This is a genomic window from Pseudovibrio exalbescens DSM 16456, from assembly GCF_000422785.1.
Lineage (GTDB): Bacteria > Pseudomonadota > Alphaproteobacteria > Rhizobiales > Stappiaceae > Pseudovibrio > Pseudovibrio exalbescens.
In genome coordinates, this window is the sequence record NZ_AUGS01000002.1 from 76,682 (window position 1) to 101,387 (window position 24,706).

Annotated in this window: 25 protein-coding genes; 13 read left to right on the forward strand and 12 right to left on the reverse strand. The window is 53.5% G+C overall.

What is annotated here, in order from left to right:
* Positions 1 to 150: 150 nt before the first annotated feature.
* The gene (hemJ, locus tag G512_RS0102875) at positions 151 to 579 is read right to left on the reverse strand and encodes a protoporphyrinogen oxidase HemJ (RefSeq protein WP_028480396.1); all 429 of its coding nucleotides are present in this window, start codon (positions 577 to 579) and stop codon (positions 151 to 153) included.
* Positions 580 to 607: 28 nt separating this feature from the next.
* Complete coding sequence (gene hemE, locus G512_RS0102880) at positions 608 to 1,639, reverse strand: uroporphyrinogen decarboxylase (protein ID WP_028480397.1); 1,032 nt, start codon at positions 1,637 to 1,639, stop codon at positions 608 to 610.
* 428 nt (positions 1,640 to 2,067) lie between these two features.
* Between hemE and G512_RS0102885 the strand changes: the two genes are divergently transcribed.
* From G512_RS0102885 to dnaQ, 5 genes are read left to right on the forward strand one after another with little or no spacing between them, the layout of a single operon-like run.
* Complete coding sequence (locus tag G512_RS0102885; RefSeq protein ID WP_028480398.1) at positions 2,068 to 2,913, forward strand: pyruvate, water dikinase regulatory protein; 846 nt, start codon at positions 2,068 to 2,070, stop codon at positions 2,911 to 2,913.
* Between the two features lie 47 nt (positions 2,914 to 2,960).
* Complete coding sequence (locus G512_RS0102890) at positions 2,961 to 3,560, forward strand: Maf family protein (RefSeq protein ID WP_178378248.1); 600 nt, start codon at positions 2,961 to 2,963, stop codon at positions 3,558 to 3,560.
* Positions 3,557 to 4,387 (forward strand): shikimate dehydrogenase, encoded by an 831-nt coding sequence (locus G512_RS0102895; RefSeq protein WP_028480400.1) that lies wholly within the window; start codon positions 3,557 to 3,559, stop codon positions 4,385 to 4,387. The genes G512_RS0102890 and G512_RS0102895 overlap by 4 nt, the downstream gene beginning before the upstream one ends.
* 1 nt (position 4,388) lies before the next feature.
* Entirely contained in the window at positions 4,389 to 4,976 is a 588-nt protein-coding gene (coaE, locus tag G512_RS0102900) for a dephospho-CoA kinase (protein ID WP_028480401.1), read from the forward strand.
* A 13-nt stretch (positions 4,977 to 4,989) separates the two neighbouring features.
* Positions 4,990 to 5,700 carry a DNA polymerase III subunit epsilon gene (gene dnaQ / locus G512_RS0102905; RefSeq protein ID WP_028480402.1) on the forward strand — a complete coding sequence of 237 codons (711 nt, stop codon included), beginning with the start codon at positions 4,990 to 4,992 and terminating at the stop codon, positions 5,698 to 5,700.
* Positions 5,701 to 5,757: 57 nt separating this feature from the next.
* Here the strand turns inward: dnaQ and G512_RS0102910 are convergent, their stop codons facing one another.
* A complete protein-coding gene (locus tag G512_RS0102910; RefSeq protein ID WP_028480403.1) occupies positions 5,758 to 6,744 on the reverse strand; it encodes a 2-hydroxyacid dehydrogenase in 987 nt (328 codons plus the stop codon).
* 244 nt (positions 6,745 to 6,988) lie between these two features.
* On the opposite strand from G512_RS0102910, the gene G512_RS0102915 reads away from it, so the two are divergent.
* The gene (locus tag G512_RS0102915; RefSeq protein WP_028480404.1) at positions 6,989 to 7,528 is read left to right on the forward strand and encodes an SH3 domain-containing protein; all 540 of its coding nucleotides are present in this window, start codon (positions 6,989 to 6,991) and stop codon (positions 7,526 to 7,528) included.
* A gap of 62 nt (positions 7,529 to 7,590) precedes the next feature.
* Here G512_RS0102915 and fabI read toward each other — a convergent pair whose 3' ends face one another.
* From fabI to fabA, 3 genes are all read right to left on the reverse strand, one after another.
* Positions 7,591 to 8,400: an enoyl-ACP reductase FabI gene (gene fabI / locus G512_RS0102920; RefSeq protein ID WP_028480405.1), complete on the reverse strand. Its 810-nt coding sequence runs from the start codon at positions 8,398 to 8,400 to the stop codon at positions 7,591 to 7,593.
* Between the two features lie 66 nt (positions 8,401 to 8,466).
* Positions 8,467 to 9,684 carry a beta-ketoacyl-ACP synthase I gene (gene fabB, locus G512_RS0102925; RefSeq protein ID WP_028480406.1) on the reverse strand — a complete coding sequence of 406 codons (1,218 nt, stop codon included), beginning with the start codon at positions 9,682 to 9,684 and terminating at the stop codon, positions 8,467 to 8,469.
* Between the two features lie 120 nt (positions 9,685 to 9,804).
* Complete coding sequence (gene fabA, locus G512_RS0102930) at positions 9,805 to 10,320, reverse strand: 3-hydroxyacyl-[acyl-carrier-protein] dehydratase FabA (protein WP_028480407.1); 516 nt, start codon at positions 10,318 to 10,320, stop codon at positions 9,805 to 9,807.
* A 379-nt stretch (positions 10,321 to 10,699) separates the two neighbouring features.
* Between fabA and irrA the strand changes: the two genes are divergently transcribed.
* On the forward strand, positions 10,700 to 11,131 hold the full coding sequence (gene irrA / locus G512_RS0102935; protein WP_028480408.1) for an iron response transcriptional regulator IrrA: 432 nt from the start codon (positions 10,700 to 10,702) through the stop codon (positions 11,129 to 11,131).
* A 39-nt stretch (positions 11,132 to 11,170) separates the two neighbouring features.
* Here irrA and nth read toward each other — a convergent pair whose 3' ends face one another.
* A complete protein-coding gene (gene nth / locus G512_RS19820; RefSeq protein WP_051268826.1) occupies positions 11,171 to 11,935 on the reverse strand; it encodes an endonuclease III in 765 nt (254 codons plus the stop codon).
* Between the two features lie 21 nt (positions 11,936 to 11,956).
* Between nth and G512_RS19825 the strand changes: the two genes are divergently transcribed.
* Positions 11,957 to 12,520, forward strand: coding sequence for a DUF2244 domain-containing protein (locus G512_RS19825; protein ID WP_051268828.1), 564 nt, complete (start codon positions 11,957 to 11,959; stop codon positions 12,518 to 12,520).
* 147 nt (positions 12,521 to 12,667) lie between these two features.
* Entirely contained in the window at positions 12,668 to 13,552 is an 885-nt protein-coding gene (locus G512_RS19830; protein ID WP_051268917.1) for a methylated-DNA--[protein]-cysteine S-methyltransferase, read from the forward strand.
* On the opposite strand, the gene G512_RS0102955 is transcribed toward G512_RS19830, so the two are convergent.
* From G512_RS0102955 to G512_RS0102970, 4 genes are all read right to left on the reverse strand, one after another.
* A complete protein-coding gene (locus G512_RS0102955) occupies positions 13,549 to 14,145 on the reverse strand; it encodes a glutathione S-transferase family protein (RefSeq protein ID WP_028480409.1) in 597 nt (198 codons plus the stop codon). The genes G512_RS19830 and G512_RS0102955 overlap by 4 nt on opposite strands.
* A gap of 71 nt (positions 14,146 to 14,216) precedes the next feature.
* Positions 14,217 to 15,431 (reverse strand): tryptophan synthase subunit beta, encoded by a 1,215-nt coding sequence (gene trpB, locus G512_RS0102960; protein ID WP_028480410.1) that lies wholly within the window; start codon positions 15,429 to 15,431, stop codon positions 14,217 to 14,219.
* A gap of 16 nt (positions 15,432 to 15,447) precedes the next feature.
* On the reverse strand, positions 15,448 to 16,098 hold the full coding sequence (locus G512_RS0102965; RefSeq protein ID WP_028480411.1) for a phosphoribosylanthranilate isomerase: 651 nt from the start codon (positions 16,096 to 16,098) through the stop codon (positions 15,448 to 15,450).
* 168 nt (positions 16,099 to 16,266) lie between these two features.
* Complete coding sequence (locus G512_RS0102970) at positions 16,267 to 18,543, reverse strand: NADP-dependent malic enzyme (protein ID WP_028480412.1); 2,277 nt, start codon at positions 18,541 to 18,543, stop codon at positions 16,267 to 16,269.
* A 140-nt stretch (positions 18,544 to 18,683) separates the two neighbouring features.
* On the opposite strand from G512_RS0102970, the gene mutS reads away from it, so the two are divergent.
* Entirely contained in the window at positions 18,684 to 21,419 is a 2,736-nt protein-coding gene (gene mutS, locus G512_RS0102975) for a DNA mismatch repair protein MutS (protein ID WP_028480413.1), read from the forward strand.
* On the opposite strand, the gene G512_RS0102980 is transcribed toward mutS, so the two are convergent.
* Positions 21,416 to 22,201: a DODA-type extradiol aromatic ring-opening family dioxygenase gene (locus tag G512_RS0102980; RefSeq protein ID WP_028480414.1), complete on the reverse strand. Its 786-nt coding sequence runs from the start codon at positions 22,199 to 22,201 to the stop codon at positions 21,416 to 21,418. The two genes, mutS and G512_RS0102980, sit on opposite strands and share 4 nt — an antisense overlap.
* A gap of 199 nt (positions 22,202 to 22,400) precedes the next feature.
* Here G512_RS0102980 and dut point away from each other — a divergent pair, with 199 nt between their 5' ends.
* The 3 genes from dut (at position 22,401) to cysK (ending at position 24,694) form a co-directional block, all read left to right on the forward strand.
* Positions 22,401 to 22,850 (forward strand): dUTP diphosphatase, encoded by a 450-nt coding sequence (gene dut / locus G512_RS0102985; RefSeq protein ID WP_028480415.1) that lies wholly within the window; start codon positions 22,401 to 22,403, stop codon positions 22,848 to 22,850.
* Between the two features lie 11 nt (positions 22,851 to 22,861).
* Positions 22,862 to 23,527, forward strand: coding sequence for an HAD family hydrolase (locus G512_RS0102990; RefSeq protein WP_028480416.1), 666 nt, complete (start codon positions 22,862 to 22,864; stop codon positions 23,525 to 23,527).
* Between the two features lie 204 nt (positions 23,528 to 23,731).
* Entirely contained in the window at positions 23,732 to 24,694 is a 963-nt protein-coding gene (cysK, locus tag G512_RS0102995) for a cysteine synthase A (protein WP_028480417.1), read from the forward strand.
* Positions 24,695 to 24,706 lie beyond the last annotated feature (12 nt).

A 24,706-nucleotide genomic window follows, 5' to 3' on the forward strand; every position in this document is an offset into this window, starting at 1 on the left:
TTGCGAGCAGGTCCCTCTTCAGAGGATTAGGTACCAAACTGCACTAAATGAGGTTGGGCAGAACATAGCCGCAAATTGGCCTTACGACAAGGCCCAAAAATCACGAATATCTCAGAAATATCTGGGATAACTAGTTACAGTGAAACAACTCTAAGGTTTAAATATTACCAGAATTACGATGAAGATCATGAGAACTGTCGGTACCTCATTGATAATTCTGTAATAACGCTCTGTATTCTTGTTTTCATCCTTCGCAAACTGCCGGACATGAAAACTCAATCTCATGTGAAATGCGGTCATCAAAACCACCAGACACAACTTCAAAAGAAACCAAAGATCCCAATAGGCACCGAGCAAATACACCGTTATCAGCCCGAAAAGCCATGAGGCATGCATGGCAGGTCCCATGATGGCTTTCAGAAGGCGCCGCTCCATGATCTTGAACGTTTCGCTCTTGTCTGAGCCAGTTTCAGCACCTGTGTGATAGACAAATAACCGCGGCAGATAAAACAGCCCGGCCATCCAAGAGATGACCGAGATGATATGCAGCGTTTTCATCCAGAGATATAAATCCGCCATACGGGCCCCCACCCTCTCTCAAAAACTATCAAATACGGCCTTGAACTCGCTTCACCATGTGAGCGACGTGATCCGGGTTGGTTTGCGGCACTACGCCATGACCCAGATTGAAAATGTGTGGCCCGGTTTTAAAGAGGTCGAGAACATGGTCAATGCCTTCATCCAATGCCGTTCCACCTGCAACGAGACGCATCGGATCCAGATTGCCTTGAACAGGCAACTTCTTTTGCAAAGACTGTGCAACATCGGCCGGGACGCTCCAATCAAGCCCAACTGCATCAACACCAGTTTCATCCACGAAACGATGCAAGCGAGCTGCGGATGCCTTGGGGAAACCGATGATTTTTGCGGAGGGGCGCGCAGCCTTGACTTTGGCTACCAAGGCCTTGGTCGGCGCTATTGACCAGCGTTCAAAACCCAAGTCATCCAATACCCCCGCCCATGTGTCGAAAACCTGCAATGCATCGGCACCAGCATCGATCTGAGCAATGAGATAGGTCGCAGACGCCTCGATCAGGTGGTCGATGAAAGCCTGTAGCAGCTCTGGATCCGTGTAAGAGCCGATGCGAGCAGCTGTTTGATCCGGGGTGGTGTGACCGGCGACAGAATAGCATGCAACGGTCCAGGGAGCGCCACAGAAGCCCAGAAGGGTTGTTTCCGTAGGCAGCTCAACACGCAGCCGTGAAACGGTCTCTATGACCGGCTCAAGGTGCTTCATTGTTCGATCCTGATCCAGCTTGCCGATCAATTCACGGGAAAGCGGTTCAAGAACCGGACCACGTCCTTCTTCAAAGCGAACTGGATAGCCTAAGCCATCCGGCACAACGAAGATGTCGGAAAACAGAATGGCTGCATCAAAGCCAAAGCGGCGGATCGGTTGAAGTGTGACCTCTGTGGCGAGATCCGGATTGTAGCAAAAATCAAGGAAATTTGGAGCTTTGGCCCGCTCTGCTTTGTATTCGGGAAGATATCTTCCGGCCTGTCTCATCATCCAGACGGGCGGTTGCGCGAATTTTTCGCCGTTTAGAACGCGCATTAGCTTTCGGTCGTGAGAGTTCATGGCCTGCCCTTTTATCCCTGATCTGACTCTAACAATCCTCATTTATGAGGATGCTGTTTTTTCTATTAGGGAGTGAATTACAAGGATCAAATGGCATCCACAATTCACTCAGTGTTTGACAATCGCAGCATAAACTCACGGGCAGATCCCGTGGAAAAAACTGTCATGGAGTCAATAAAGGCAAAAATCACTCAGATTCAATAGGTTGCCTGATTGCTCCATCTGAATAACTCGGGAATTATTTTTTTCGTATCCTGTGAAAACGTTTATAGGCTTTTGTGCAATCCAAAAGTGCACGACCATTTCGCAAAAGGTTTGCAGCGAATTTTCATCTGTTGATCGAAATCGCTTTGCGGGTATGACTTTTATGCCGACTCAGCAAATGGCCGAGTTATCCTTGAGTCAGCCACGGCCATGGGGATTATAATATGGGAAACCAGTCTAACGTGTTCCATTTACACATGATTTCGGATTCAACAGGTGAAACTTTGATGACTGTTGTCCGCGCCGTTACCGCCCAATTCGAAAATATCCATCCAATCGAACATGTTTATCCGCTCATTCGGCAGGAGCGACAGCTTGATCGGGTCATATCGGAGATTGAGGCTGCGCCCGGCATCGTGCTTTACACACTGGTAGAGCCTGAATTCGCCCAGCACCTTGAACGGGCTTGCCAGCGAATAGGAACGCCGTGTGTCAATGTCATGCAACCGGTCCATAATGTCTTCAGTTCGTTTCTGAATGTGGATATGGCTCCGCGGGTGGGCGGGCAGCATGCGTTGGATGATGAGTATTTTGAGCGCATGGAAGCGCTGAATTACACCATGCTGCACGATGATGGTCAGATTACCGAGGATCTCGAGTTGGCGGACGTTGTGTTGGTGGGAGTGAGCCGCACATCCAAAACACCGACCTGCATCTATTTGGCAAATCGGGGTATCAAGGCTGCCAATATTCCTCTCGTTCCCGAAATAAAGCCGCCCCGACAGCTCATGAAGCTTAAAAAACCGTTGGTTGTCGGGCTGACTGCAAGTGCTGAACGCATTCGTGATATTCGCCAAAATCGTGTGTTGTCCACAATTCCTTCAACGGATAGTGACAGCTATATCGACAGGAAGCTCATATCCCAGGAAATCCTTCGTGCTCGCAAACTATGCAAAGAGCAAGGCTGGCCCCTTATCGATGTAACGCGACGCTCCATTGAAGAAACAGCAGCCGAGATCATGGCGTATCTACGCGCACACAAGGCCGATCATCGACATACCCCTCAGTGAGGACTATCTATTTGTCCTCCAATTCCTATTGGCCAACAGTCAGGTGAATTATGAAAGAACTGATCCTTGCCAGCGGAAGCGCGGTTCGTGCCTCACTTTTAAAGAACGCCGGTCTTTCGTTTGAAGTTGACCCGGCAAAAGTGGATGAACGTGCCCTTGAAGAACCCATGTTACAAGGTGGCGCGTCTCCAAGCGAAATCGCCCAAGAGCTGGCTCGTGCAAAAGCTCTGGATGTTTCCGCACATCGCCCAGGGAAACTTGTCATAGGTGCCGATCAGGTTCTCGACTTTGAAGGACAGCGGCTTACAAAACCAGAGAACCTCGAAGCCGCTCGTCGTCAGCTTGTCGCGTTCTCCGGCAAGGTACACAGTCTTCATTCGGCGGTTTGTGTCGCACATGACGGACAAGTTGTTTGGGAAACAATCTCGACTGCGGAACTAAGTGTGCGCGAACTCTCCAGCGCGTTTCTAGATGAGTACATCGATCGCGCTGGTGAGAAAATCCTTTCCAGTGTCGGCGCGTACCAATTGGAGTCGTTGGGAGTGCAATTGTTTGAGCGAATTGAAGGTGATTACTTCACAGTGTTGGGCCTTCCCCTTTTACCTCTACTTGATTTCCTGCGCTCAGAAGGAGCTGTTTTGAAATGAGGAAAGCTGCGGTCACCGGCCATCCCGTCAAGCATTCGCGCTCGCCGCTTATTCATGGCTACTGGCTTAAAACCTATGGGATTGAGGGGAAGTATGGCTTGGTTGATGTGCCTCCGCACGAAGCTCTTACCTTTTTCAAGAGTTTGCCAGAACATCAGCTTGTGGGGTGCAATGTGACGATCCCAAACAAGGAGATCGCACTTGAAGCGGCGGATATCGTTGATGATGCGGCCCGTGAAATCGGTGCAGTCAACACGCTCTGGATTGATGAAACTGGCAAATTGCAGGGGTCCAACACGGACGCCGTGGGTTTTTTGGGAAATTTGGATCAAGCAGCGCCAGGATGGGACACCCGTAAGGCAAAAGCAGTTGTGCTCGGCGCTGGCGGCGCCGCTCGTGCCATCCTGTGGGCATTAAAACAGCGGAATTATCAAGAGATTGTACTGATTAACCGAACATTGGAAAAAGCTGAGGCCTTGCAACATCATTTTGGTAAGCCGATTAGGACAAGTGTGTGGGAAACTCGTTCAGAAGAATTGGAAAACTGCGACCTTCTTGTGAATACGACTGCTCTTGGAATGACAGGCCAACGCCCTCTTGACCTTGATCTTGATCGCTTGCCGTCAACAGCGGTTGTAACCGATATCGTGTATACGCCCTTGATGACCGATTTACTGGCCGCAGCCAAGGCACGGGGTAATCAGGTTGTCGATGGTCTTGGAATGCTGCTCCATCAAGCGGTTCCCGGTTTCGAAAAATGGTTTGGTATCCATCCGGTGGTAACACCGGAGCTCCGTTCCTTGATCTTGAAGGATATGGATCAGTAGCATGATTGTTTTAGGCCTCACCGGCTCCATCGGTATGGGTAAATCGACAACAGCAAAAATGTTTGCCGACGAAGGAGCTGCAGTTTATGACGCGGATGCGGCTGTTCATCGCTTGTATGCGGGTCGTGCTGTTGCACCGGTGGAAACGGCTTTCCCAGGGGTGACGCGGGATGGCCGTATTGATCGTGGTCTATTGGCGGAATACGTTTTGGGTAATCCGCAAGCCATGTCGAGACTGGAAGCGATCGTTCATCCTCTCGTACATGAAGAAGAACTGGCGTTTTTGAAAAGAGCGCGTGAAGCGCGTCGGCGCGTTGCTGTTCTTGACATTCCCTTGTTGTTGGAAAAGTGGGTGCCAGGCCGAGTAGATGCAGTGTGTGTTGTGTCTGCGTCACCTGAGATTCAAAGAAAGCGGGTGCTCGATCGGTCGGGGATGAGCGAGGAAAAGTTTAACTCTATCCTTGCCAAGCAGTTGCCGGATGCAGACAAAAGGCGGAGGGCTCATTTTTTGATTGATACCGGGCGAGGCACGACTGTCGCGCAAAGTGCCGTAAGAGCGCTTATGAGAACATTGTCCTTGATGGCGTAACGGAAACAGATACATGCGTGAAATTTCTTTCGATACCGAAACAACCGGCCTTAATCCTCTGGATGGCGACCGACTGGTCGAGATTGGGGGGGTGGAGTTGATCAACTTTATCCCGACCGGACGCGTGTATCATGTCTACATCAATCCGGAACGCGACATGCCGGAAGAAGCCTATCGTGTTCACGGGCTATCGGAGGAGTTTCTAAAGGACAAGCCCAAGTTCGCAGAGGTGGCGCAGGAGTTTCTCGATTTCGTCGGCGATGCTCGTTTGGTAATTCACAACGCGCCGTTTGACATGGGTTTCATCAATATGGAACTGGGCCGCTGTGGCCTTCCCAACATCCCGGATAATCAGGTGTTGGATACGCTCACCATGGCGCGTCGCAAGTATCCAACCGGCTCTGCCTCCTTGGATGCTCTGTGTTCGCGTTTTGGAATTGATAATTCAAAGCGCACCAAGCACGGTGCTTTGCTTGACGCCGAGCTTCTCGCCGAAGTCTATCTGGAACTGAACGGTGGAAAGCAACGCAATCTTATCCTCTCCGATGATGAAGAAGACTACGACACTTCGGAAGGCTCAGGACGACGTCAGCGCAAGCCGGCTGCTCAGAGACCAACTCCGCTGATCTCTGCCCTCACTGAGGCGGAAAAAGAAGCTCATGCAGCATTTCTTGCGGGAATGAAAGCTGAGCCAATCTGGAACAAGTACCTCAAGTCACACTGACAAAAAGGGCTGCATCATAAGTGCAGCCCCGAAATCTTGTCGGCAGGGTCGGTCGTGTCACAGCATGGATGGCAACACGCGGTCCGGTGGGCGATGCCCATCCATGAAGGCCTTGATGTTGATGATAACCTTTTCGCCCATATCGATACGTCCCTCGATCGTCGCGGATCCCATATGAGGCAAAAGCACTACCTTTTCGCATTTGGTAAAGCGTGGATTCACGGCAGGCTCATGCTCGAAAACATCAAGTCCCGCCCCAGCTAGTTCGCCGGCTTCTATCTGGCGGATCAACGCATTTTCATCCACCACCTCGCCGCGTGCCGTGTTGACGATGTAGGCGTCAGGCTTCATCAGCTTCAAGCGGCGGGCAGACAGTAGATGGTAGGTTGCCGGTGTGTGGGGGCAGTGAATGGAAACCACGTCCATCCGCGCCAACATTTGGTCGAGACTCTCCCAATAGGTCGCTTCCAGCTTTTCCTCGACGTCCAGAGGTTCACGAATGCGGTTGTGATAGTGAATGGACATACCAAAGGCTTTGGCGCGCCGGGCAACGGCCTGACCGATGCGGCCCATGCCGATGATACCAAGCCTCTTGCCCCAGATACGGTGGCCCAGCATCCATGTTGGGGACCAGCCAGACCATTCGTTGTTTTCGATCTTCTTGATCCCTTCCATCAACCGGCGTGGCACCGCCAGGATCAGCGCCATGGTCATGTCAGCCGTGTCTTCGGTCATCACACCGGTCGTATTGGTAACAGCGATGCCGCGATTATTTGCCGTCACAACATCGATGTTGTCGACACCATTACCAAAGTTGGCAATCATTTTCAGGTCGGGACCGGATTGAGCCAGTACTGAGGCATCGATGCGATCGGTTACAGTTGGGACAAGCACATCCGCCGTCTTAACAGCCTCAACAAGCTCTGCCTGGCTAAAGGGTCGGTCCGTTTCATTCAGCCGCGTATCAAACAGCTCGCGCATGCGCGTCTCAACAACATCAGGAAGCTTACGCGTAACCACCACAACGGGCTTCTTTTTGGGCATGATCCCCGCCTTCTGAAATTCATTGAGAGTTTGTTAACTCTACGATGTCCACCATATGGGACTAGAAATCCGTAGCCCCCACCTGTTTTCATAAGCAGATGACCCGTGTAAAACAAGTGCTGTCAATCAGGCCTGATTAATCCATCTGCCGCTATGGCATAACCATAGCACGCAAAGAATGATAGTTCAGGTCACCTTGTACAACCCACACACGTTATCCCTGTTGGAAAGTTTCGGTAAAGCCATGCCAAATAACAGATTCCGAGCTTGTCGTCTGGTCTTGAGTAGCTTCTTGATTGCCGTCTCGCTGGGTTCTGTGCCGCTTCCCGCAGCGGCTCAATCGTCCGGTACTGGAGCCAGCGGCCTGCCGGTGCCACGTTACGTCAGCATTAAATCCGATCGGGTGAATGTGCGTGTTGGCCCCAGTCGCGACCATGATATTGCGTGGTCCTTCGTGAAGAGCCGAGTGCCAGTGGAAATCATCCAGGAATTTGAAAACTGGCGACGCATTCGGGATTGGGAAGGCAATACGGGCTGGGTATTCCGAACGCTGTTGTCTGGCTATCGCTCGGCACTGGTCACCCCATGGGCTGATGCGAACGAAACCACGCCCTTGCGCAGCGCGCCCGGACCCAATGAGCAAATCATTGCCTATATGGAGCCGCTCGTTTTGGCCGGTGTACTGGAGTGCGATGACGGATACTGCCGCATTTCGGGCAAGGATTTTGAAGGTTGGGTCGATCAAACCCGCTTGTTTGGTGTCTATCCTGACGAAGAGTTCTAATAAAAAAAGCGGTGCCGATTTGAAATCAACACCGCTTTGAAACTTGGCTAAAAGCGCGAGTTTTACTCGGCGTTGTCCAGTGTTTTCAGGCTCTCAATGCGTGGCATGGACATGATGTTGTAGCCTGCATCGACAAAGTGTACCTCACCGGTAACGCCGCCGGACAGATCTGACAGAAGGTATAGGCCAGAGCCCCCAAGCTGTTCCGAGGTTACAGTTGTCTTGAGTGGAGAGTTGTCGCGCTGGTAATTGAACATGATGCGTGCATCCGCAATTCCTGCACCAGCCAGGGTTCGCACTGGCCCTGCAGAGAGCGCGTTGATCCGAATTCCCTTTTCCCCGTAGTCGAAGGCAAGATAGCGCACAGAAGCTTCCAAAGCCGCTTTGGCAACACCCATAACGTTATAGTTCGGCTGCACCTGAGTGGATCCACCATAAGTCAGAGTGAGCATTGAACCGCCGTTGGTCATCAATTCGGCCGCGCGTTTTGCCACTTCAGTGAAGGAGAAGCATGAAATCACCATGGTGCGAGAGAAATTCTCGCGCGTGGTGTTCGCATATTTTCCCTTCAGTTCGGACTTGTCGGAGAACGCAATGGCGTGAACAAGAAAATCAATTGATCCCCACTCTTCCTTGAGGCGATCAAATACACCATCAACACTGCTGATGTCTTCCACATCACATGGAAGCACTAGGTTGGCGCCAACGCTCTCGGCCAGAGGCTTGATCCGGCGCCCAAAAGCTTCACCTTGATAGGTGAAAGCCAGTTCTGCCCCTTGGTCGGCCAGTGCTTTCGCAATGCTCCAGGCAATTGAGTGGTCGTTTGCAACGCCCATGACAAGACCACGCTTGCCCTGCATCAGCTTGTTCATATGAAACTCCTGTTGTCGGAGCGGGTTGGCGGTTTCATGAAGTCCAACCCGTTCCCTGCAATAGTTTTAGTCGTTGTAGCGCTTGAAAACGACCGAGGCGTTTGTGCCGCCAAAGCCAAAGCCGTTGGACAGAACACAGTTCAGACCGGCGTTATCCTTGCGCTCGCGCACAATTGGCATATCCGCAAAGTCAGGGTCCAGTTCGTCAATATGAGCAGAAGCGGCAATGAAATCGCCCTGCATCATGAGAAGTGAATAGATTGCTTCCTGTACGCCAGCAGCACCCAGCGAATGGCCGGTTAGCGCTTTAGTGGCGGAAATTGGCGGAATCTTGTCACCAAAGACGTCGCGAATTGCTTCGATTTCCTTGACGTCGCCAACCGGTGTGGATGTCGCATGCGGATTGATATAGTCCACATCACAATCAAGCCCTTCAATGGCCAGACGCATACAACGAGCGGCACCCTCGCCGCTTGGTGCAACCATGTCATAACCGTCGGATGTAGCCCCATAACCCACGACCTCGGCATAGATCGTGGCTCCGCGGGCCTTGGCATGTTCCAGTTCTTCCAGAACCAAGACGCCAGCCCCACCTGCAATCACGAATCCATCACGGTTCTTGTCGTAAGGTCGGGATGCCGTTTCCGGCGTATCGTTGTAGCCGCTCGACATGGCACCCATGGCATCGAACATGTTGGAAAGCGTCCAGTCCAGTTCTTCGCCACCACCAGCGAAGACAATATCCTGCTTTCCCCATTGGATCAGTTCAGCCGCATTGCCAATACAGATGTTTGTTGTGGCACAAGCAGCGGATATGGAATAGTTCACGCCGTGGATCTTGAACGGCGTAGCCAGCGTTGCCGAGTTTGTTGAACTCATCGCTTTTGGCACCGCGGTTGGTCCGATGCGGCGTGGGCCTTTTTCGCGCGTGATGTCAGCTGCTTCGACAATGGCGCGGGTCGATGGGCCGCCTGACCCCATAATCAATCCCGTACGCTCGTGAGACACCTGATCTTCCGAGAGCTTGGCGTCTTCAATTGCCTGCTGCATGGCAACGTAGTTCCAAGCTGCGCCCGTGCCCATGAAACGGGTTGCGCGGCGGCCGAGAACTTCGAACGGATCCATCTTCGGGGCGCCGTGTACCTGGCACTTGAAGCCCAGATCTGCATAGTCTTGCGCCCGGACAATACCAGAAGTGCCATCGCGTAAGCTTTGCTGCACTTCTTTTGCATTATCGCCGATGGATGAAACAATACCGATACCGGTAACGACCACACGCCTCATGAAGGACTCCCGTGGTTAAAACACGACAAGGCGCCTGCTGCGCCTGCCGTAAACTGCACATAGAAGAGGCCTGTTGTTCCAGGCCTCATATTCTTCTCGTAGATGTGGCACGCAGCAGGCTTAGTCCTGCTCGTCCTGAAACAGACCGACGCGCAAGTCTTTTGCTGTGTAGATCTGTTCACCGTCGGCCTTCACCCACCCGTCTGCGATCGCAAGCTTGAGCTTCGAGCGCATGACGCGCTTGAGATCAACACCATACTCGATCTTTTTAACATCGGGTGTGATTTGGCCAGTAAATTTGATTTCACCGGACGACAGCGCGCGGCCACGACCGGGTTCTCCCAGCCAGCCCAGGAAGAAGCCCGTCATCTGCCAAAGCGCATCCAGACCCAGACAACCAGGCATGACCGGGTCGCCCTTGAAGTGGCAATCAAAGAACCAAAGATCCGGCTTGATTTCCAGTTCCGCACGGATCAGGCCTTTGCCGTGTGCGCCGCCTTCCTCAGAGATCTCGGAGATCCGGTCGAACATGAGCATTGGTGGCAGCGGCAACTGCGCGTTGCCTGCTCCAAACAGCTCCCCACGTCCGCAAGCCAACAGTTCTTCATATTCGAAGCTCGAACGCCCTGTATGCATCCCATTCCCGCATATTCTATCGTTGACAGGATCCACCAGACCGCGCATCGACCGGGTGTTCCTAAACGATGGTTTAATTTTTTAATGTTCGCGCTTTCCTATCACACGCCATCGGTCGACGAAAGACCGGCGTATGGGAGAATGCGTGTGCCTAATGTGCGCAGTTGCGTTCACAAGAGACTGTTCTTATTATTATTGTAAATTATGGCTGGACCAGTTGGGATTACCAGTTAATACGACTCGATGCGTACTGCTCTGGAGAGTTTCCAGCAAACAGCCATTGTCAATGATGACGGGAGACCGATGGCCGCACCGACGGGATACCATCGGGGAGATAACACCAACTTTTGACCCGGCGAAAGTTGACTGCGGGACGATTATGAATACGAGCGAGCACAAAGAAGAATTTGACGTCGTGAACATGCTTCGGGAATCCGGACTGCGTCCAACACGTCAGCGTGTGGCTCTTGCTGAACTGCTTTTCTCTAAAGGAAACAGACACATATCAGCAGAGGTGTTGCATGAGGAAGCCATCGTGGCCAGTGTTCCGGTGTCGCTTGCTACTGTGTACAACACGCTTCACCAGTTCACCGAAGTGGGCCTTCTGCGTGAAGTTGCCGTTGAGGGCACAAAGACTTATTTCGACACAAATACCCATGAACACCATCACTTCTTCATAGAAGAAGAAAATCGGGTTGTTGATATTCCCGATAGTGGGCTGCGCCTTGAGGCCCTGCCGACCCCTCCGGAAGGTATGGAAATTTCGCGTGTCGAAGTCGTCGTGCGTGTGAAAAAGGCTCAAAAGCACTAAAGGAATAGGCAAGAAAAACCCTGTGAATACTTTTTGGATTCACGCCTGTGGTGGTTTCTTGCCCGCCAAGCCCACCTTGTTTTCCGGACTTTTGCATAGGTCGGAAATGATGCATCGACTGCAGTCCGGTGTCCGGGCCTTGCACACGTAGCGGCCGTGCAGGATCAGCCAATGATGGGCGTGGCGCATGTATTCCTTGGGAATGATGCGCTCCAGCTTCAATTCCACATCCAGCGGTGTTTTTCCCGGAGCGAGGCCCAAGCGGTTGCCGATCCGGAACAGATGCGTGTCCACCGCGATTGTCGGCTGACCAAACGCAATATTGAGCACGACATTTGCGGTTTTGCGCCCGACCCCCGGCAACGCCTCCAACTCCTCACGCGTCTGCGGCACCTTGCCGCCATGTTTTTCAATGAGCTGTTGGGAAAGCAGGAAGGTGTTCTTTGCCTTATTCTTGTAAAGCCCGATTGTTCGGATCTCTTCACGGATGCGATCTTCGCCCAAGGCCAGCATTTTCTCCGGGGTGTCCGCAATCTGGAACAAGTGCCTCGTCGCCTTGTTTACACCGGCATCCGTTGCCTGAGCTGATAGGACCACCGCAACCAGAAGGGTAAATTCGTTAACATGATCAAGTTCACCTTTAGGTTCGGGATCAGCTTCTCGAAATCGCTCAAAGATCGCTTTGATTTCTGCTTTGTTGTATTTGGAACGAGCAAGCGTCTTGCGCCGCGGTTTATCGGCCTTGGATGACGCAAGGGCAGATTTTTCTGCTTTTGCCGATGTAAGGGTCTTTCCGGATGCCATAAAACCTCTATACTCTAGCGCATGACGAGGGACAAATACTATCAATCACAGGGCCCGGAGCAGACGGCGATCAGTGCTGATCAGGATTGTTTTCCCCCCTTTTTTGAGGCGGTTCTGACCCCATATCGCTCCATGCCCAAATCCGGTTTGGCCTGGCTGCTGGCAGTTACGGCGGCTATGGCAGCTGTTTCTGCTGCGTTCATGGCGGCGGTGGGCCTTTGGTTTGCACCTTTGTTGTTTCTCCTGCCTGTGGGCGCGCTGTGGCTCGCCTTTCACAGCAACTTCAAGGCAGCGCAAGCCTACGAGCATGTCAGGGTGTCACCCTTCCATATCCATGTCACTCAGGTGAGCGGGCGTGGACACCAGACAGAAGTTCAGGTCAATCCACTGCATACCCGGCTTGTGGTGCGCCGCCTTGAGGATGAGGGGGTCACGCATATTTTTCTTGTAGCTGGAAATCAACGCGTCTCCGTTGGATCTTTTCTCAATCCGGCTGACCGTACAAGTTTTGCCGACGCATTTGTTGCAGCCATTCAAACCGCCAAGAGCGACGGATTGGCCGTTTATAGCCGAAACGCCATTTGATAGGTCTTAACGCGCTCGTTTTTCGGGTGGTTTGCCGAAAATGATCCTCTTAAGGTGAACGACTTGAAAGAGGTGGCTCTGATGCCGCCGCTTGAGAAGGAGATGTTCACCGTGCCACGTTCCGTTGTATCCCAATCTCATGGCGAAATGGCTGACCAGCGCTTTGATGATTACTCTGTGGTTCGCCAAACACTTCAAACCATCACCGAAACGTGGCGTTCGCAGCCCTCGTTGGAGCAACTGGCAGCAGATTTGAACATGCAGCCCATTCAGCTACAGCGGGTTTTTACTCGGTGGGCAGGTCTCACACCCAAACAGTTTCTTCAGGCTATTACCTTGGATCACGCTCGGGCATTGCTGAGGGAGTCGGCTTCGGTTCTGGACACCTCCTACGAAGTTGGTCTGTCAGGCCCTTCCCGCTTGCATGATCTGTTTGTCACCCATGAAGCAATGACTCCGGGCGACTATCGTCGGCGCGGTGAAGGGTTGCTGATCCAGTACGGGTTCCATCCCTGCCCGTTTGGATATGTCTTGATCATGGTCACAGACAAGGGCTTGGCAGGCCTTGCCTTCGCCGATCCCGGTGAAGAGCAGACTGCTCTGGATGACATGACGCGGCGTTGGCCTGCCGCTACGTTCGAAGAAAACCCTGATCAGACAAGACCGTATCTTGATCGGGTGTTTGATCCGCAAACCTGGTCGCAGGACACACCGTTGCGCATCGTTCTGATTGGCACGGATTTCGAGGTGCGCGTCTGGGAAACCCTGCTCAAGATTCCTTTGGGCCGGGCCACAACCTACGCCGACATTGCAACAAGCCTGGGCAAGCCAACAGCAACGCGGGCTGTCGGCACAGCAGTTGGAAAGAACCCCATTTCATTTGTCGTTCCGTGCCATCGCGTGCTTGGCGCGAAGGGCAATCTCTGCGGCTATCACTGGGGTATTACACGCAAGCGCGCCATTCTCGGCTGGGAAGCCGGTTTGAGTGGAGCGGTGCTGGATTTGGAGTCTCAGAGCGAGTTTCAGTTTTAACGCAGATAATCAGGGATCAGTCCCTGTTCTGCCAGATGTGTCCGGTGCCCATCAAATCTGTCAAGTTTGCCTCCGCCATGCTGTAGATACTTGCGATAGATTGTGGCCACAAAAACGTCTGCCGCTGAGAAAGACGTGCCGCAGCAGAAATGACCATCCCGCCACAACATGGGCTCCAACGTCTCTAGCTGGTCGCCGATCCACCTTGCTCGCAGATCTTTCTTGTCTGTTTCCGAGAGTTCTGGGCGCAGGAAGTTCAGCACCGTTCGATTTTGCGGACTATGAATAGTTGAGCCCACATGGGAGCAAACGGAACGGATTTGAGCGCGGGCAGAGGGGGACACGCCAAGAACAGGCTTATCTGGAAAACACTCGTCAAGATACTCGATGATTGCCATGGATTCGACCAGCGTTCGCCCACCGTGAACCAAGGCGGGAACAAAACCAAACGGGTTTATCTGCTCCCGGTAGGTAGTCTTTAGGGCTTCATTGGTGACCTCGATGCGGTCCCATTCCAACCCCTTGTAAGTCAACACCGATTCGACGCGCTCTGAACTGTTGGAGCCCAGAGCACTGTAAAGCAAAATAAACATAATAAGCCGACTAACAAAAACCCGGAAAGAGCAGCGGGACTCGAAAATCCCGCTACAAAAGTGATATGCTCTTAAAGATCAAAGCCGAGCAGATTGCCAACGGTGAAAATGTCCTTGTCACCACGGCCGCACAGATTCATGACGATAATCTGGTCTTTATCCATCTGTGGCGCCATCTTGATAACCTGCGCCAACGCGTGGCTTGGTTCCAATGCCGGAATGATGCCCTCAACGCGGGTCAACATCTGAAATGCGTCCAGCGCCTCGTTGTCGGTAATGGGCACGTAGGTCACACGACCTGTATCCCGTAACCAGGAGTGCTCGGGACCGATCCCCGGGTAATCGAGACCAGCCGATATGGAATGCCCCTCTAGGATTTGCCCATCATCATCCTGCAGAAGATAGGTGCGATTACCGTGCAAAACGCCTGGTTTGCCAGCATTGAGTGAGGCGCAATGCTCATCGCCATCAAGGCCGTTTCCTCCGGCTTCAACGCCGTAGATCTTTACGGAAGTATCATCAAGGAACGGATGGAACAGCCCAATGGCATTGGATCCACCACCTACCGCGGCAACTATTGCATCCGGAAGCCGGCCTTCGGCGTCCTGAATTTGTGATCTGGTCTCTTCCCCGATAATGGACTGGAAGTCCCTTACCATTTCGGGATAGGGATGCGGCCCGGCGGCGGTGCCAATGAGGTAGTAGGTGCTGTCGACATTGGTTACCCAGTCTCGCAGGGCTTCATTCATGGCGTCTTTCAGCGTCCCCGCCCCCGCCGTTACCGGAATGATTTCTGCTCCCAGCAGCTTCATTCGAAAGACGTTGGGCTTTTGGCGTTCCACATCTGTGGCGCCCATGTAGACCACACAAGGGAGGCCAAAACGAGCACAAACCGTGGCTGTGGCCACTCCATGTTGTCCTGCCCCGGTCTCTGCAATGATCCGGGTTTTGCCCATGCGCTTGGCAAGGAGGATCTGGCCGAGGCAGTTATTGATCTTGTGTGAGCCGGTGTGGTTCAACTCATCGCGTTTGAAATAGATTTTGGCCCCACCCAGCTCTTCGGTCAAACGTTCCGCAAAATACAGCGGTGAGGGTCGACCCGTGTAATGCGTGTTCAGCTGTGTCAGCTCAGCCTCGAATGCAGGGTCTTTCTTGGCGTCTTCGTAAGCCTTCTCCAGATCAAGAATAAGAGGCATGAGAGTTTCGGCAACGAAACGGCCGCCAAAAATGCCAAAGTGGCCATTCTCATCCGGGCCTGAGCGTAGTGTGTTGGCCTGCTGGTTCATCGGCTAGATCCCTATCTCAAGAAAGTGTATCTCGTGCACGCTGCACGAATGTTTTTATCAGTTCGGCGTCCTTAATGCCCTTTTCCCGCTCTACCCCTGAAGAGACATCAACCCCGGGCGCGCCTGAGGTCGCAAGCGCCTCCGATACATTGTCGATGGTCAGCCCGCCGGAGAGCATGTACGGCACACCCAGATCAAGGTCTTTCAACAGGCGCCAGTCAAACGGCACTCCGTTTCCGCCAGGGAGGGAGGAGCCCTGTGGCGGTTTTGCGTCAAACAAGAACCGATCGACAACCTGTGCGTATGGTTGGACACGGTCCAGATCTCCCGGGCCGGATATACCAAATGCCTTCATGATCGGCAGCTTGAAGCGCTCCCGCACCTCATGGCACCGCTCAACGCTCTCAGTGCCGTGTAACTGCAAGATATCCGGTTTCAAGCTGGAAACGAGCGTTGCCAGATCCCGATCATTCATGTTTACGGTCAGTGCCACGACCTGCACTGCGCCACCTGCAGCATCTGACAGTTCTTTCGCCTGACCAATACTCACGTTTCGCGGGCTTTTGGGAAAGAACACAAACCCGATCATGTCAGCGCCTGCGTCCACTGCGGTTTGAACCGTATCGGGAGTTGAAAGCCCGCAAATCTTGATTATCGGATGTGTCATGTCCCGCCTCGTGTTTCGGGTACTGCATATAGTCTTTTTACGGCACAGGTCCATCACCTGTCACTGTGCTGTTTGATGTGTCGGTGGATCACGAAGAACCGCAGCAGTTGAGAGAACTTTGCAATCCAATAAGATGTCCGGCTTCAAAAACCGGACATCTTGATATGATCAGGTCACATTGTATGCCGCAATGGCAGCCATGTTGAAAATGTCACTATCCCGCGCGCCCATCGGCACGATCTGCACCGGACGGTCCAATCCCACAATCAGCGGGCCGATCAGGGTACTGCCACCCAACTCCTGCAGCATGCGCGTGGAGATTGAGGCGGCATGGAAAGCGGGCATCACCAATACATTGGCAGGTCCGCTTAGCCGGCAGAAAGGATAGTTCGCCATCTTGTCCGCGTTCAGCGCCACATCGGCACCCATCTCGCCATCGTACTCGAAATCTACCCGGCGTCGGTCCAGAATTTTCACCGCTTCCTGAAGTCGTTCTGTTCGCTCGCCTGCCGGATGTCCGAATGTGGAGTAGGCCAACATGGCCAATCGCGGTTCATAGCCCAGCCGGCGCGCCACGTGGGCTGCCTCCTCGGCAATGTCCGCGAGTTCCTCTGAGGTTGGCATCTCATGAACCGCCGTATCCGCCACGAGCACCGTGCGTCCACGGCTGATCACCAGCGAAACACCAATCACACGATGGCCGGGCTTTTCATCGATGCACTTGCGGATGGTCTCAAGAGCGACGGAGTAATTCCGTGTCAGACCGGTCACCATCCCGTCTGCATCCCCGCGTGCGACCATGATGGAGGCCCAGTAATTCCGGTCGTTGTTGACCAGCCGTTGGCAGTCACGCTGCAAATAGCCTTTGCGTTGCAAGCGTGCATAGAGGAATTCGGCATAGCTGGCGGCCTTGCTGGACATCCGCGCGTTTTCGATCTTGACGCCTGGCCGATTGATGTCGACGCCCGCAGAGGCCGCATTGGCGCGGATCTGATCTTCCCGGCCAACCAGAATGGCCTCCCCAAGACCTTGGGTCACGAATGTGGACGCTGCCCGGATGACCGCTTCTTCCTCGCCTTCTGCGAATACAATTCGTTTCGGAGCCTGACGCACCTTTGAAACGATACGCTGCAATGTGCCGGCAATCGGATCGCGCCGGGATTGAAGCCGGGCAGCGTAGGAGCGCATGTCCACGATGGGCCGTTTGGCAACACCGCTGTCCATGGCCGCCTGCGCGACTGCAGGAGGAATGGTGGAAATCAAACGCGGATCAAATGGCACCGGGATAATGTATTCGGGTCCGAAACGCGGCCGTGTTCCTCGGTAGGCGGCGGCTACTTCATCCGGCACTTCTTCCCGAGCCAGCTGCGCCAGTGCTTGGGCGCAAGCAATCTTCATCTCTTCATTGATGGTGGAAGCATGCACATCCAACGCGCCGCGAAAGATGTAGGGAAAGCCAAGGACGTTATTGACCTGGTTCGGATAATCGGAACGGCCGGTCGCGACGATCGCATCCTCACGGATTTCGTGTGCTTCCTCGGGCGTAATCTCCGGATCCGGATTTGCCATGGCAAAGATGATCGGGTTGGGAGCCATGCCTTTCAGCATTTCAGCCGTTAATGCCCCTTTGACGGAGACACCAAGAAACACGTCAGCGTCCGTAAGGGCATCCAGAAGCGTTCGCCGATCAGTTTCAACGGCGTGGGCGCTTTTCCATTGGTTCATCCCTTCGGTGCGCCCCTTGTAGATAACGCCCTTGGTATCACACAAGAGGACATTTTCGTGGGGCACGCCCATGGCCTTGATCAGCTCGATGCACGCAATGCCTGCTGCTCCAGCACCGTTGCAAACCACCTTGATGTCTTTGATATCCCGGTCCGTCAGATGGAGTGCGTTGATCAAGCCGGCCGCGGCGATGATAGCCGTTCCATGTTGGTCATCATGAAACACTGGGATGTCCATCACTTCACGCAGCTTTTGCTCGATGATGAAACAGTCCGGCGCCTTGATGTCTTCCAGATTGATACCGCCAAACGAAGGACCGAGAAACCGCACGCTATTGATGAACTCGTCCACGTCTTGCGTGTCCACCTCAAGATCAATGGAATCCACATCGGCAAAGCGTTTGAAAAGGACTGCTTTGCCTTCCATCACGGGCTTGGATGCCAGAGCACCGAGGTTGCCCAGCCCGAGGATGGCTGACCCGTTGGAAATGACAGCCACCATGTTGGCGCGAGTAGTGTAATCAAACGCTGCATTTGGGTCTTCGGCAATCGCCTTGACGGGCACGGCCACGCCCGGGGAATAAGCGAGCGACAGATCCCGCTGTGTTGTCATCGGCTTTGTTGGTACAACTTCGAGTTTTCCAGGCTTGCCGTCCTGATGAAACAGCAATGCGTCCTGATCCGTAAAGCTGATATGATTGTCTGTCGACTTGTCCGACATTCGGCTTGTCCCCCACCCCGGTTGCAGCTTCGTTCTATGTGTTTTGGAGCCTGACATTATCCCCTGAAATTCCCGGTCACAAGGTCATAAGGCGGGGCTTGCTCGTGAAAGGCACAATTCGTTTTGCTAGGGTGCGCGCCATGACGACGACAGATGCAAAAACCACCGCGAGCGATAAGGGTCGCATGACCCCGATGATGGCTCAGTACATTGAGATCAAGGCGGCCAATCCGGACAGCTTGCTGTTCTATCGGATGGGTGACTTTTATGAGTTGTTTTTTGAAGACGCGGAAATCGCCTCACAGGCGCTGGGTATCACGCTAACAAAGCGGGGCAAGCATCTGGGGGAAGACATTCCCATGTGTGGGGTCCCGGTTCATGCCGCCGATGACTATCTTCAAAAACTGATTGGCCTTGGGCACCGTGTCGCTGTTTGCGAGCAAACCGAAGATCCTGCCGAGGCCAAAAAGCGTGGCTCCAAATCAGTGGTTCGCCGAGATGTCATTCGCTTGGTTACACCGGGCACGTTGACGGAAGATCGCCTGCTCGACTCCCGACAGAACAATTTCTTATGTGGTATCGCGCGGTTGAAAGCGGGAGCCAGTGGCGAAGCCAGCCTGTTCGGCCTGGCCTGGATTGATATTTCTACCGGCGTGTTCCGCGTTGCTGAAACAGATGACGTGCGCCTTGGCGCGGATCTGGCACGCATTGACCCTTCAGAAGTTGTCGTCGCAGATGGCCTGCTTCAAGAGCCGGACCTGCGTCTGGTTCTGGAAAGCGGCGCTGGGGCTGTTTCTCCAGTTCCAAAAACGTTTTTCGAAGGCTCGACTGCCGCTGATAGGGTGGCCGAGTTCTTCAATGTTCGAACTCTGGACGGTTTTGCAACGTATTCACGAGCGGAATTGTCTGCCGCTGCGGGTATTCTTGCCTATATCGAAAAGACCCAGCTTGGCGAGCGCCCTCCGATCGAACCGCCGCAAAAAGAAGCCTCAAGTGGGCAGATGCTCATTGATCCCGCGACCCGGGCCAATCTTGAACTGACGCGTACGCTGTCTGGTGATCGCAAAGGCAGTCTGTTGTCTGCCATTGATCGTACGGTTACCGGCGCTGGTTCTAGGTTGTTGAGCAGTCGTCTGGCCAGTCCGTTGACAGATCCAGAGGCGATCTTGGAACGTCAGGAATCTGTCTCTTATTTCGTATCCGATACAATGCTGCGAGATGACATCCGAGGCCTATTGAAGTCCGCTCCGGACATGTCGCGTGCCTTGTCTCGTTTGGCTGTGGGGCGCGGTGGCCCACGTGATTTGCAGGCGATTGCGGAAAGTTTGCAATCCGCGCGAGACATTGCTGGCTTGATTGCGTCAAGCACGAGTCTTCCGGCTGAACTAAAGCGCGGTCTTGGTGCACTGGAAAACGCTCCTCACGATTTGGGAGACACGCTCACTCGGGCGATTGCTGAAGAGCCTCCGCTTCTCAAGCGCGACGGCGGATTTATCGCTTCTGGCTACAATCCTGATCTTGATGAACTGAAGGCATTGCGGGACGAAAGCCGGAAGGTCATCGCCCAAATGCAGGCAGAGCTCTCACAGGAGTTGGAGGTGCGGTCTTTGAAAATCAAGCACAATAATGTGCTTGGTTGGTTCATCGAAGCACCGACCGCCCAATGCGAAGCAATGAAAACCGATCCTGAGCGTTTCATTCATCGTCAAACCATGGCAGGGGCCATGCGTTTTACGACAACACAGCTGGCGGATCTGGAATCGAAGATCGCCAATGCGGGTGAACGTGCGCTTGCAATCGAGTTGGAGATTTTCGACAGTCTTTGTCAGCAGGTTGTCTCGGCCTCGGTACAGATCAAGGCTGCAGCCGAAGCTCTTGCCATGCTGGATGTTTCCAGCGCACTGGCAGTTCTGGCGGAAGCAGAAAACTACACGCGGCCGTTGATCGATGACTCGTTGGCGTTTGATGTCGTCGGGGGGCGTCATCCGGTCGTGGAACAAGCCCTTGCCAAGACATCTGGCGAACCTTTTGTGGCAAACGATGCACAGCTTGGTCCGGATGAGGCCGTGGATCTCGGTCAGATCTGGCTTATCACCGGACCCAACATGGCAGGTAAATCCACCTTTTTGCGTCAGAATGCGCTGATCGCGGTACTGGCGCAGATCGGTGGATTTGTTCCGGCAGAAAAGGCCCACATTGGTGTGGTGGACCGGCTGTTTTCCCGCGTTGGTGCGGCTGATGATCTCGCAAGGGGACGTTCCACATTTATGGTGGAGATGGTGGAAACAGCTGCCATTTTGAATCAGGCAACTCAGCGCTCCCTTGTAATTCTGGATGAAATCGGGCGCGGTACCGCCACGTTTGATGGATTGTCCATAGCATGGGCGGCGATTGAGCATCTGCATGAGGAAAACAGATGCCGTTCTTTGTTCGCAACCCACTATCATGAGCTGACAGTTCTCTCGCAGAAACTAAACCGGCTGACCAACGCGACGGTGCGGGTGAAGGAATGGAACGGCGATGTTGTGTTCCTGCACGAAATTGTGCCGGGCGCTGCAGATCGGTCCTACGGGATCCAGGTTGCTAAACTTGCAGGCTTGCCTTCAAGTGTCGTACGTCGCGCGGAAACCGTGCTCAAGCAGTTGGAAGAACAAGATCGCAAGGCGCCCTCAGAAGCATTGATTGACGACTTGCCCTTGTTTGCCGGTATTTCCAAGCCTTTGGACCAGATACCAGAGAGCCCAACGGAGGTTCCGCTTCCTCTCCATGAACTGGCGGACTTGGTCCGCACGCTTGACCCGGATGACATGACACCGCGTCAAGCCCATGACCAGTTGTATGCACTCAAGCAGAAACTGCGGGAGTTGGAGGCTTAAGCAGCGGGCGTCTCCGTGAATTCGTAGGCGGCCATACTGAGCGTTCGATGGGTGTAGCTGGAATGCATCCGTCGACCTTGTGCTCTGGGTCCTGCCGCCCCCAACGCGACACACAATGGCAGAAAGTGTTCATCAGTGGGCAGTGCTCTTTGATAAAGTGGCGAGCTCACTAGATTGGCAATGGCGTTGATATCGCCCCGCTTGATGACATCATGGACAAGCTCGTCAAAAGCAACAGCCCAGGCCGGCGGTGGTTCATCGTGAGGTCCAAGCTCTTGAAAGTTATGGATGGTTGAGCCTGTTCCGAGCACTTGAATGCCCTCGTCTGCTAGCGGGGCCAAAGCGCGACCCAGTTCAATGCTTTCCAGAATATCATATTGTTTCGGAAGCGAAACTTGAACGATCGGGTGTTCGCCTGCTGGATCTGCAAGAAGAAGAGGAATCCACGCACCATGATCCAATCCCCAATTTGGATCGGTTTGGGCAGCAAAACCGGCTTGGCACAAAGCGCGAAGCACCTGATCCACCAGGCTCGGCGTGGCTATTGCCGGGTACGAGAGCTCATAGAGCTCTTGTGGGAACCCGTTGAAATCATGGATTGTTTTTAGAGGTCCTGGTGCGGAAACACAGAGCGAACGGGTTCGCCAATGCGGTGAGATCACCACAAACGCCTTGGTGTTTTGAAGACGGGGCCCGAGTTGGCGCAAGAACGATTGTGCGGGACTTGGCGTCAGATATAGATCGGGCGCTCCATGGGGCAGGAACAAAGGTGAATGTTTCATGTGAAACCATATCGTCGCGCATATCGTGTTCTGAGTGGTTCTGAGCCTATATTGTTTATTTCTAGGAATTAATCCTCGATTCATTGAATATACTGTTCACAAAAACGGCCCACTCTCTTCTCAGTACCACGCATCGGGACAGACTTTAAAAAGTAACAGGGCTCTGCTAGACCTGTCTTGAATAACGCACAGGCTCATCATGACACCTTCTTTAAAAATCAAACGCTTGGAACACGCTCAGGATCTACCTTTGCCGGCCTATGAATCCGTACAGGCTGCCGGATTGGATTTGCGGGCAGCGGTTCACGACACCATTTCTTTGAAACCGGGCGAGCGGGCCATGGTGGAAACCGGCCTTTCAATGGCCATTCCCAGTGGTTTTGAGGGGCAAGTGCGCCCGCGTTCCGGGTTGGCTGCCAAGCATGGTGTGACAGTACTGAACACGCCCGGTACGATCGATGCCGATTATCGGGGTGAGGTTAAGGTTATTCTGATCAATCTGGGATCGGAGATGTTTTTGATTGAGCGCGGCATGCGCATCGCTCAATTGATTGTAGCCCCCGTTACGCAGGCGCACATTCTCGAAGTGAACCAACTTGATGAGACAGAGCGCGGCGACGGCGGCTTCGGGTCTTCTGGTACACATTAGGGGCGCAGTTGATGACACCCAAGCTCATCATTTTTGATTGTGATGGCATTCTGGTTGATACCGAAAAGGCCGCGAACGAGGTGCTTTCCGGGTTCGTCTCCCGGGCAGGTGGTAACATCAGCCCGGATCAATGCCACTTGCGATTTACCGGCCGCACTCTGGACACCATTAAAACACTTCTGGAAACTGAAGAAGGGTTGATATTAGAGCCAGACTGGGCAGATCAGGTACGGGCTGCAGATTTGGTGGCGTTTGAAAAGGGGGTTGATGCCATTCCGGGTATCGAGGCCGTTGTTCAAGCCGTTCGCGCCAACGGCATCTCCTATTGCGTCGGCTCTTCTGGCAAGTATGAGAAGATGCATGCCACTCTGGGCAGCGCAGGCTTGCTGCCCTTGTTCAAGGATGTTTTGTTTTCGGCCCAAGATGTGCCGAATGGCAAACCGGCACCCGACATTTTTCTTTATGCGGCTAAAGGGATGGGTGTGGATCCTCAACACTGTATTGTTATCGAGGACAGCCTCCCCGGACTTCAGGCCGCCCGCGATGCCGGAATGCGCGCTTTCGGTTTTACCGCCGACCCCTTGGCGGATGAAGCAAAAGTCCGCGCACTGGGGGCTACGCCCTTCAAGGCAATGGCTGATTTGCCGGCCTTGCTTGGTCTTGAAACGCCAGCGTGATGGCATTTTGCAAGATCATTCTAACAAGGCGGCTTATTGGAACTATTTTCTAAAAGTGGTGATATTTTTAATTCTCTTTTCCCTCTCTCTCCGCTTCCGCGAGCCCTGAAAACCTCGTAACGGCCCTGCGAACTCACTACATTGTAGCTCAAGGACTTGCCACGGTGCGTCTTCACTTGCACCACTTAATCAGCGGAGTTTGTCATGAGCCATACAAAAGTTGGACGCGGGAAAATCTATTCCTCGATAACCGAAACCATTGGAAACACACCGCTGGTTCGGTTGGACCGCATCGCCGAGAAATACGGTGTCAAAGCCAACATTCTAGCCAAGCTTGAATTTTTCAATCCGATCTCCAGTGTCAAGGATCGTATTGGCGTTGCGATGATTGAAGCAATGGAAGCTGCCGGACAGATCAAACCCGGCGAAACCACGCTGATTGAGCCTACCTCGGGAAATACAGGTATCGCGTTGGCATTCGTTGCGGCTGCGAAAGGATATAAGCTGATCTTGGTGATGCCGGAAACGATGTCCGTTGAGCGCCGCAAGATGCTCAAGTTCATGGGCGCGGAACTCGAGCTGACTGAGGGCCCAAAAGGGATGAAGGGCGCCATTGCCCGCGCCAATGAACTCCTCGAGGAGATTCCTGGGGCGGTGATACCGCAGCAGTTCGAAAATCCGGCGAATCCCGAAATACATCGCAACACAACGGCCCTAGAAATCTGGAACGATACCGAAGGTAATGTCGACGTGTTCGTCTCGGGCATTGGCACGGGCGGAACCATCACAGGCGTGTCTCAGGTCTTGAAAGAAAAGAACCCCTCCGTACACGTGGTCGCGGTTGAGCCAGAAGACAGCCCGGTCCTCTCCGGTGGAGAGCCTGGGCCCCATAAGATCCAAGGGATCGGCGCCGGCTTTGTGCCACAGGTTCTGGATACGGAAGTGTTTGATGAAGTGCTGAAGATCAGCAATGACGACGCTTTCGCGCGTGCACGAGAGGTGGCAAAGCTTGAAGGGGTGCCTGTCGGGATCTCATCCGGCGCCGCGCTGACAGCAGCCATTCAGGTTGGCCAGCGGGAAGATATGGCGGGCAAGAATATCGTCGTCATTATTCCAAGCTTTGCGGAACGCTACCTGTCCACGGCTTTGTTTGAAGGACTTGAATAGACCCCGATCCGA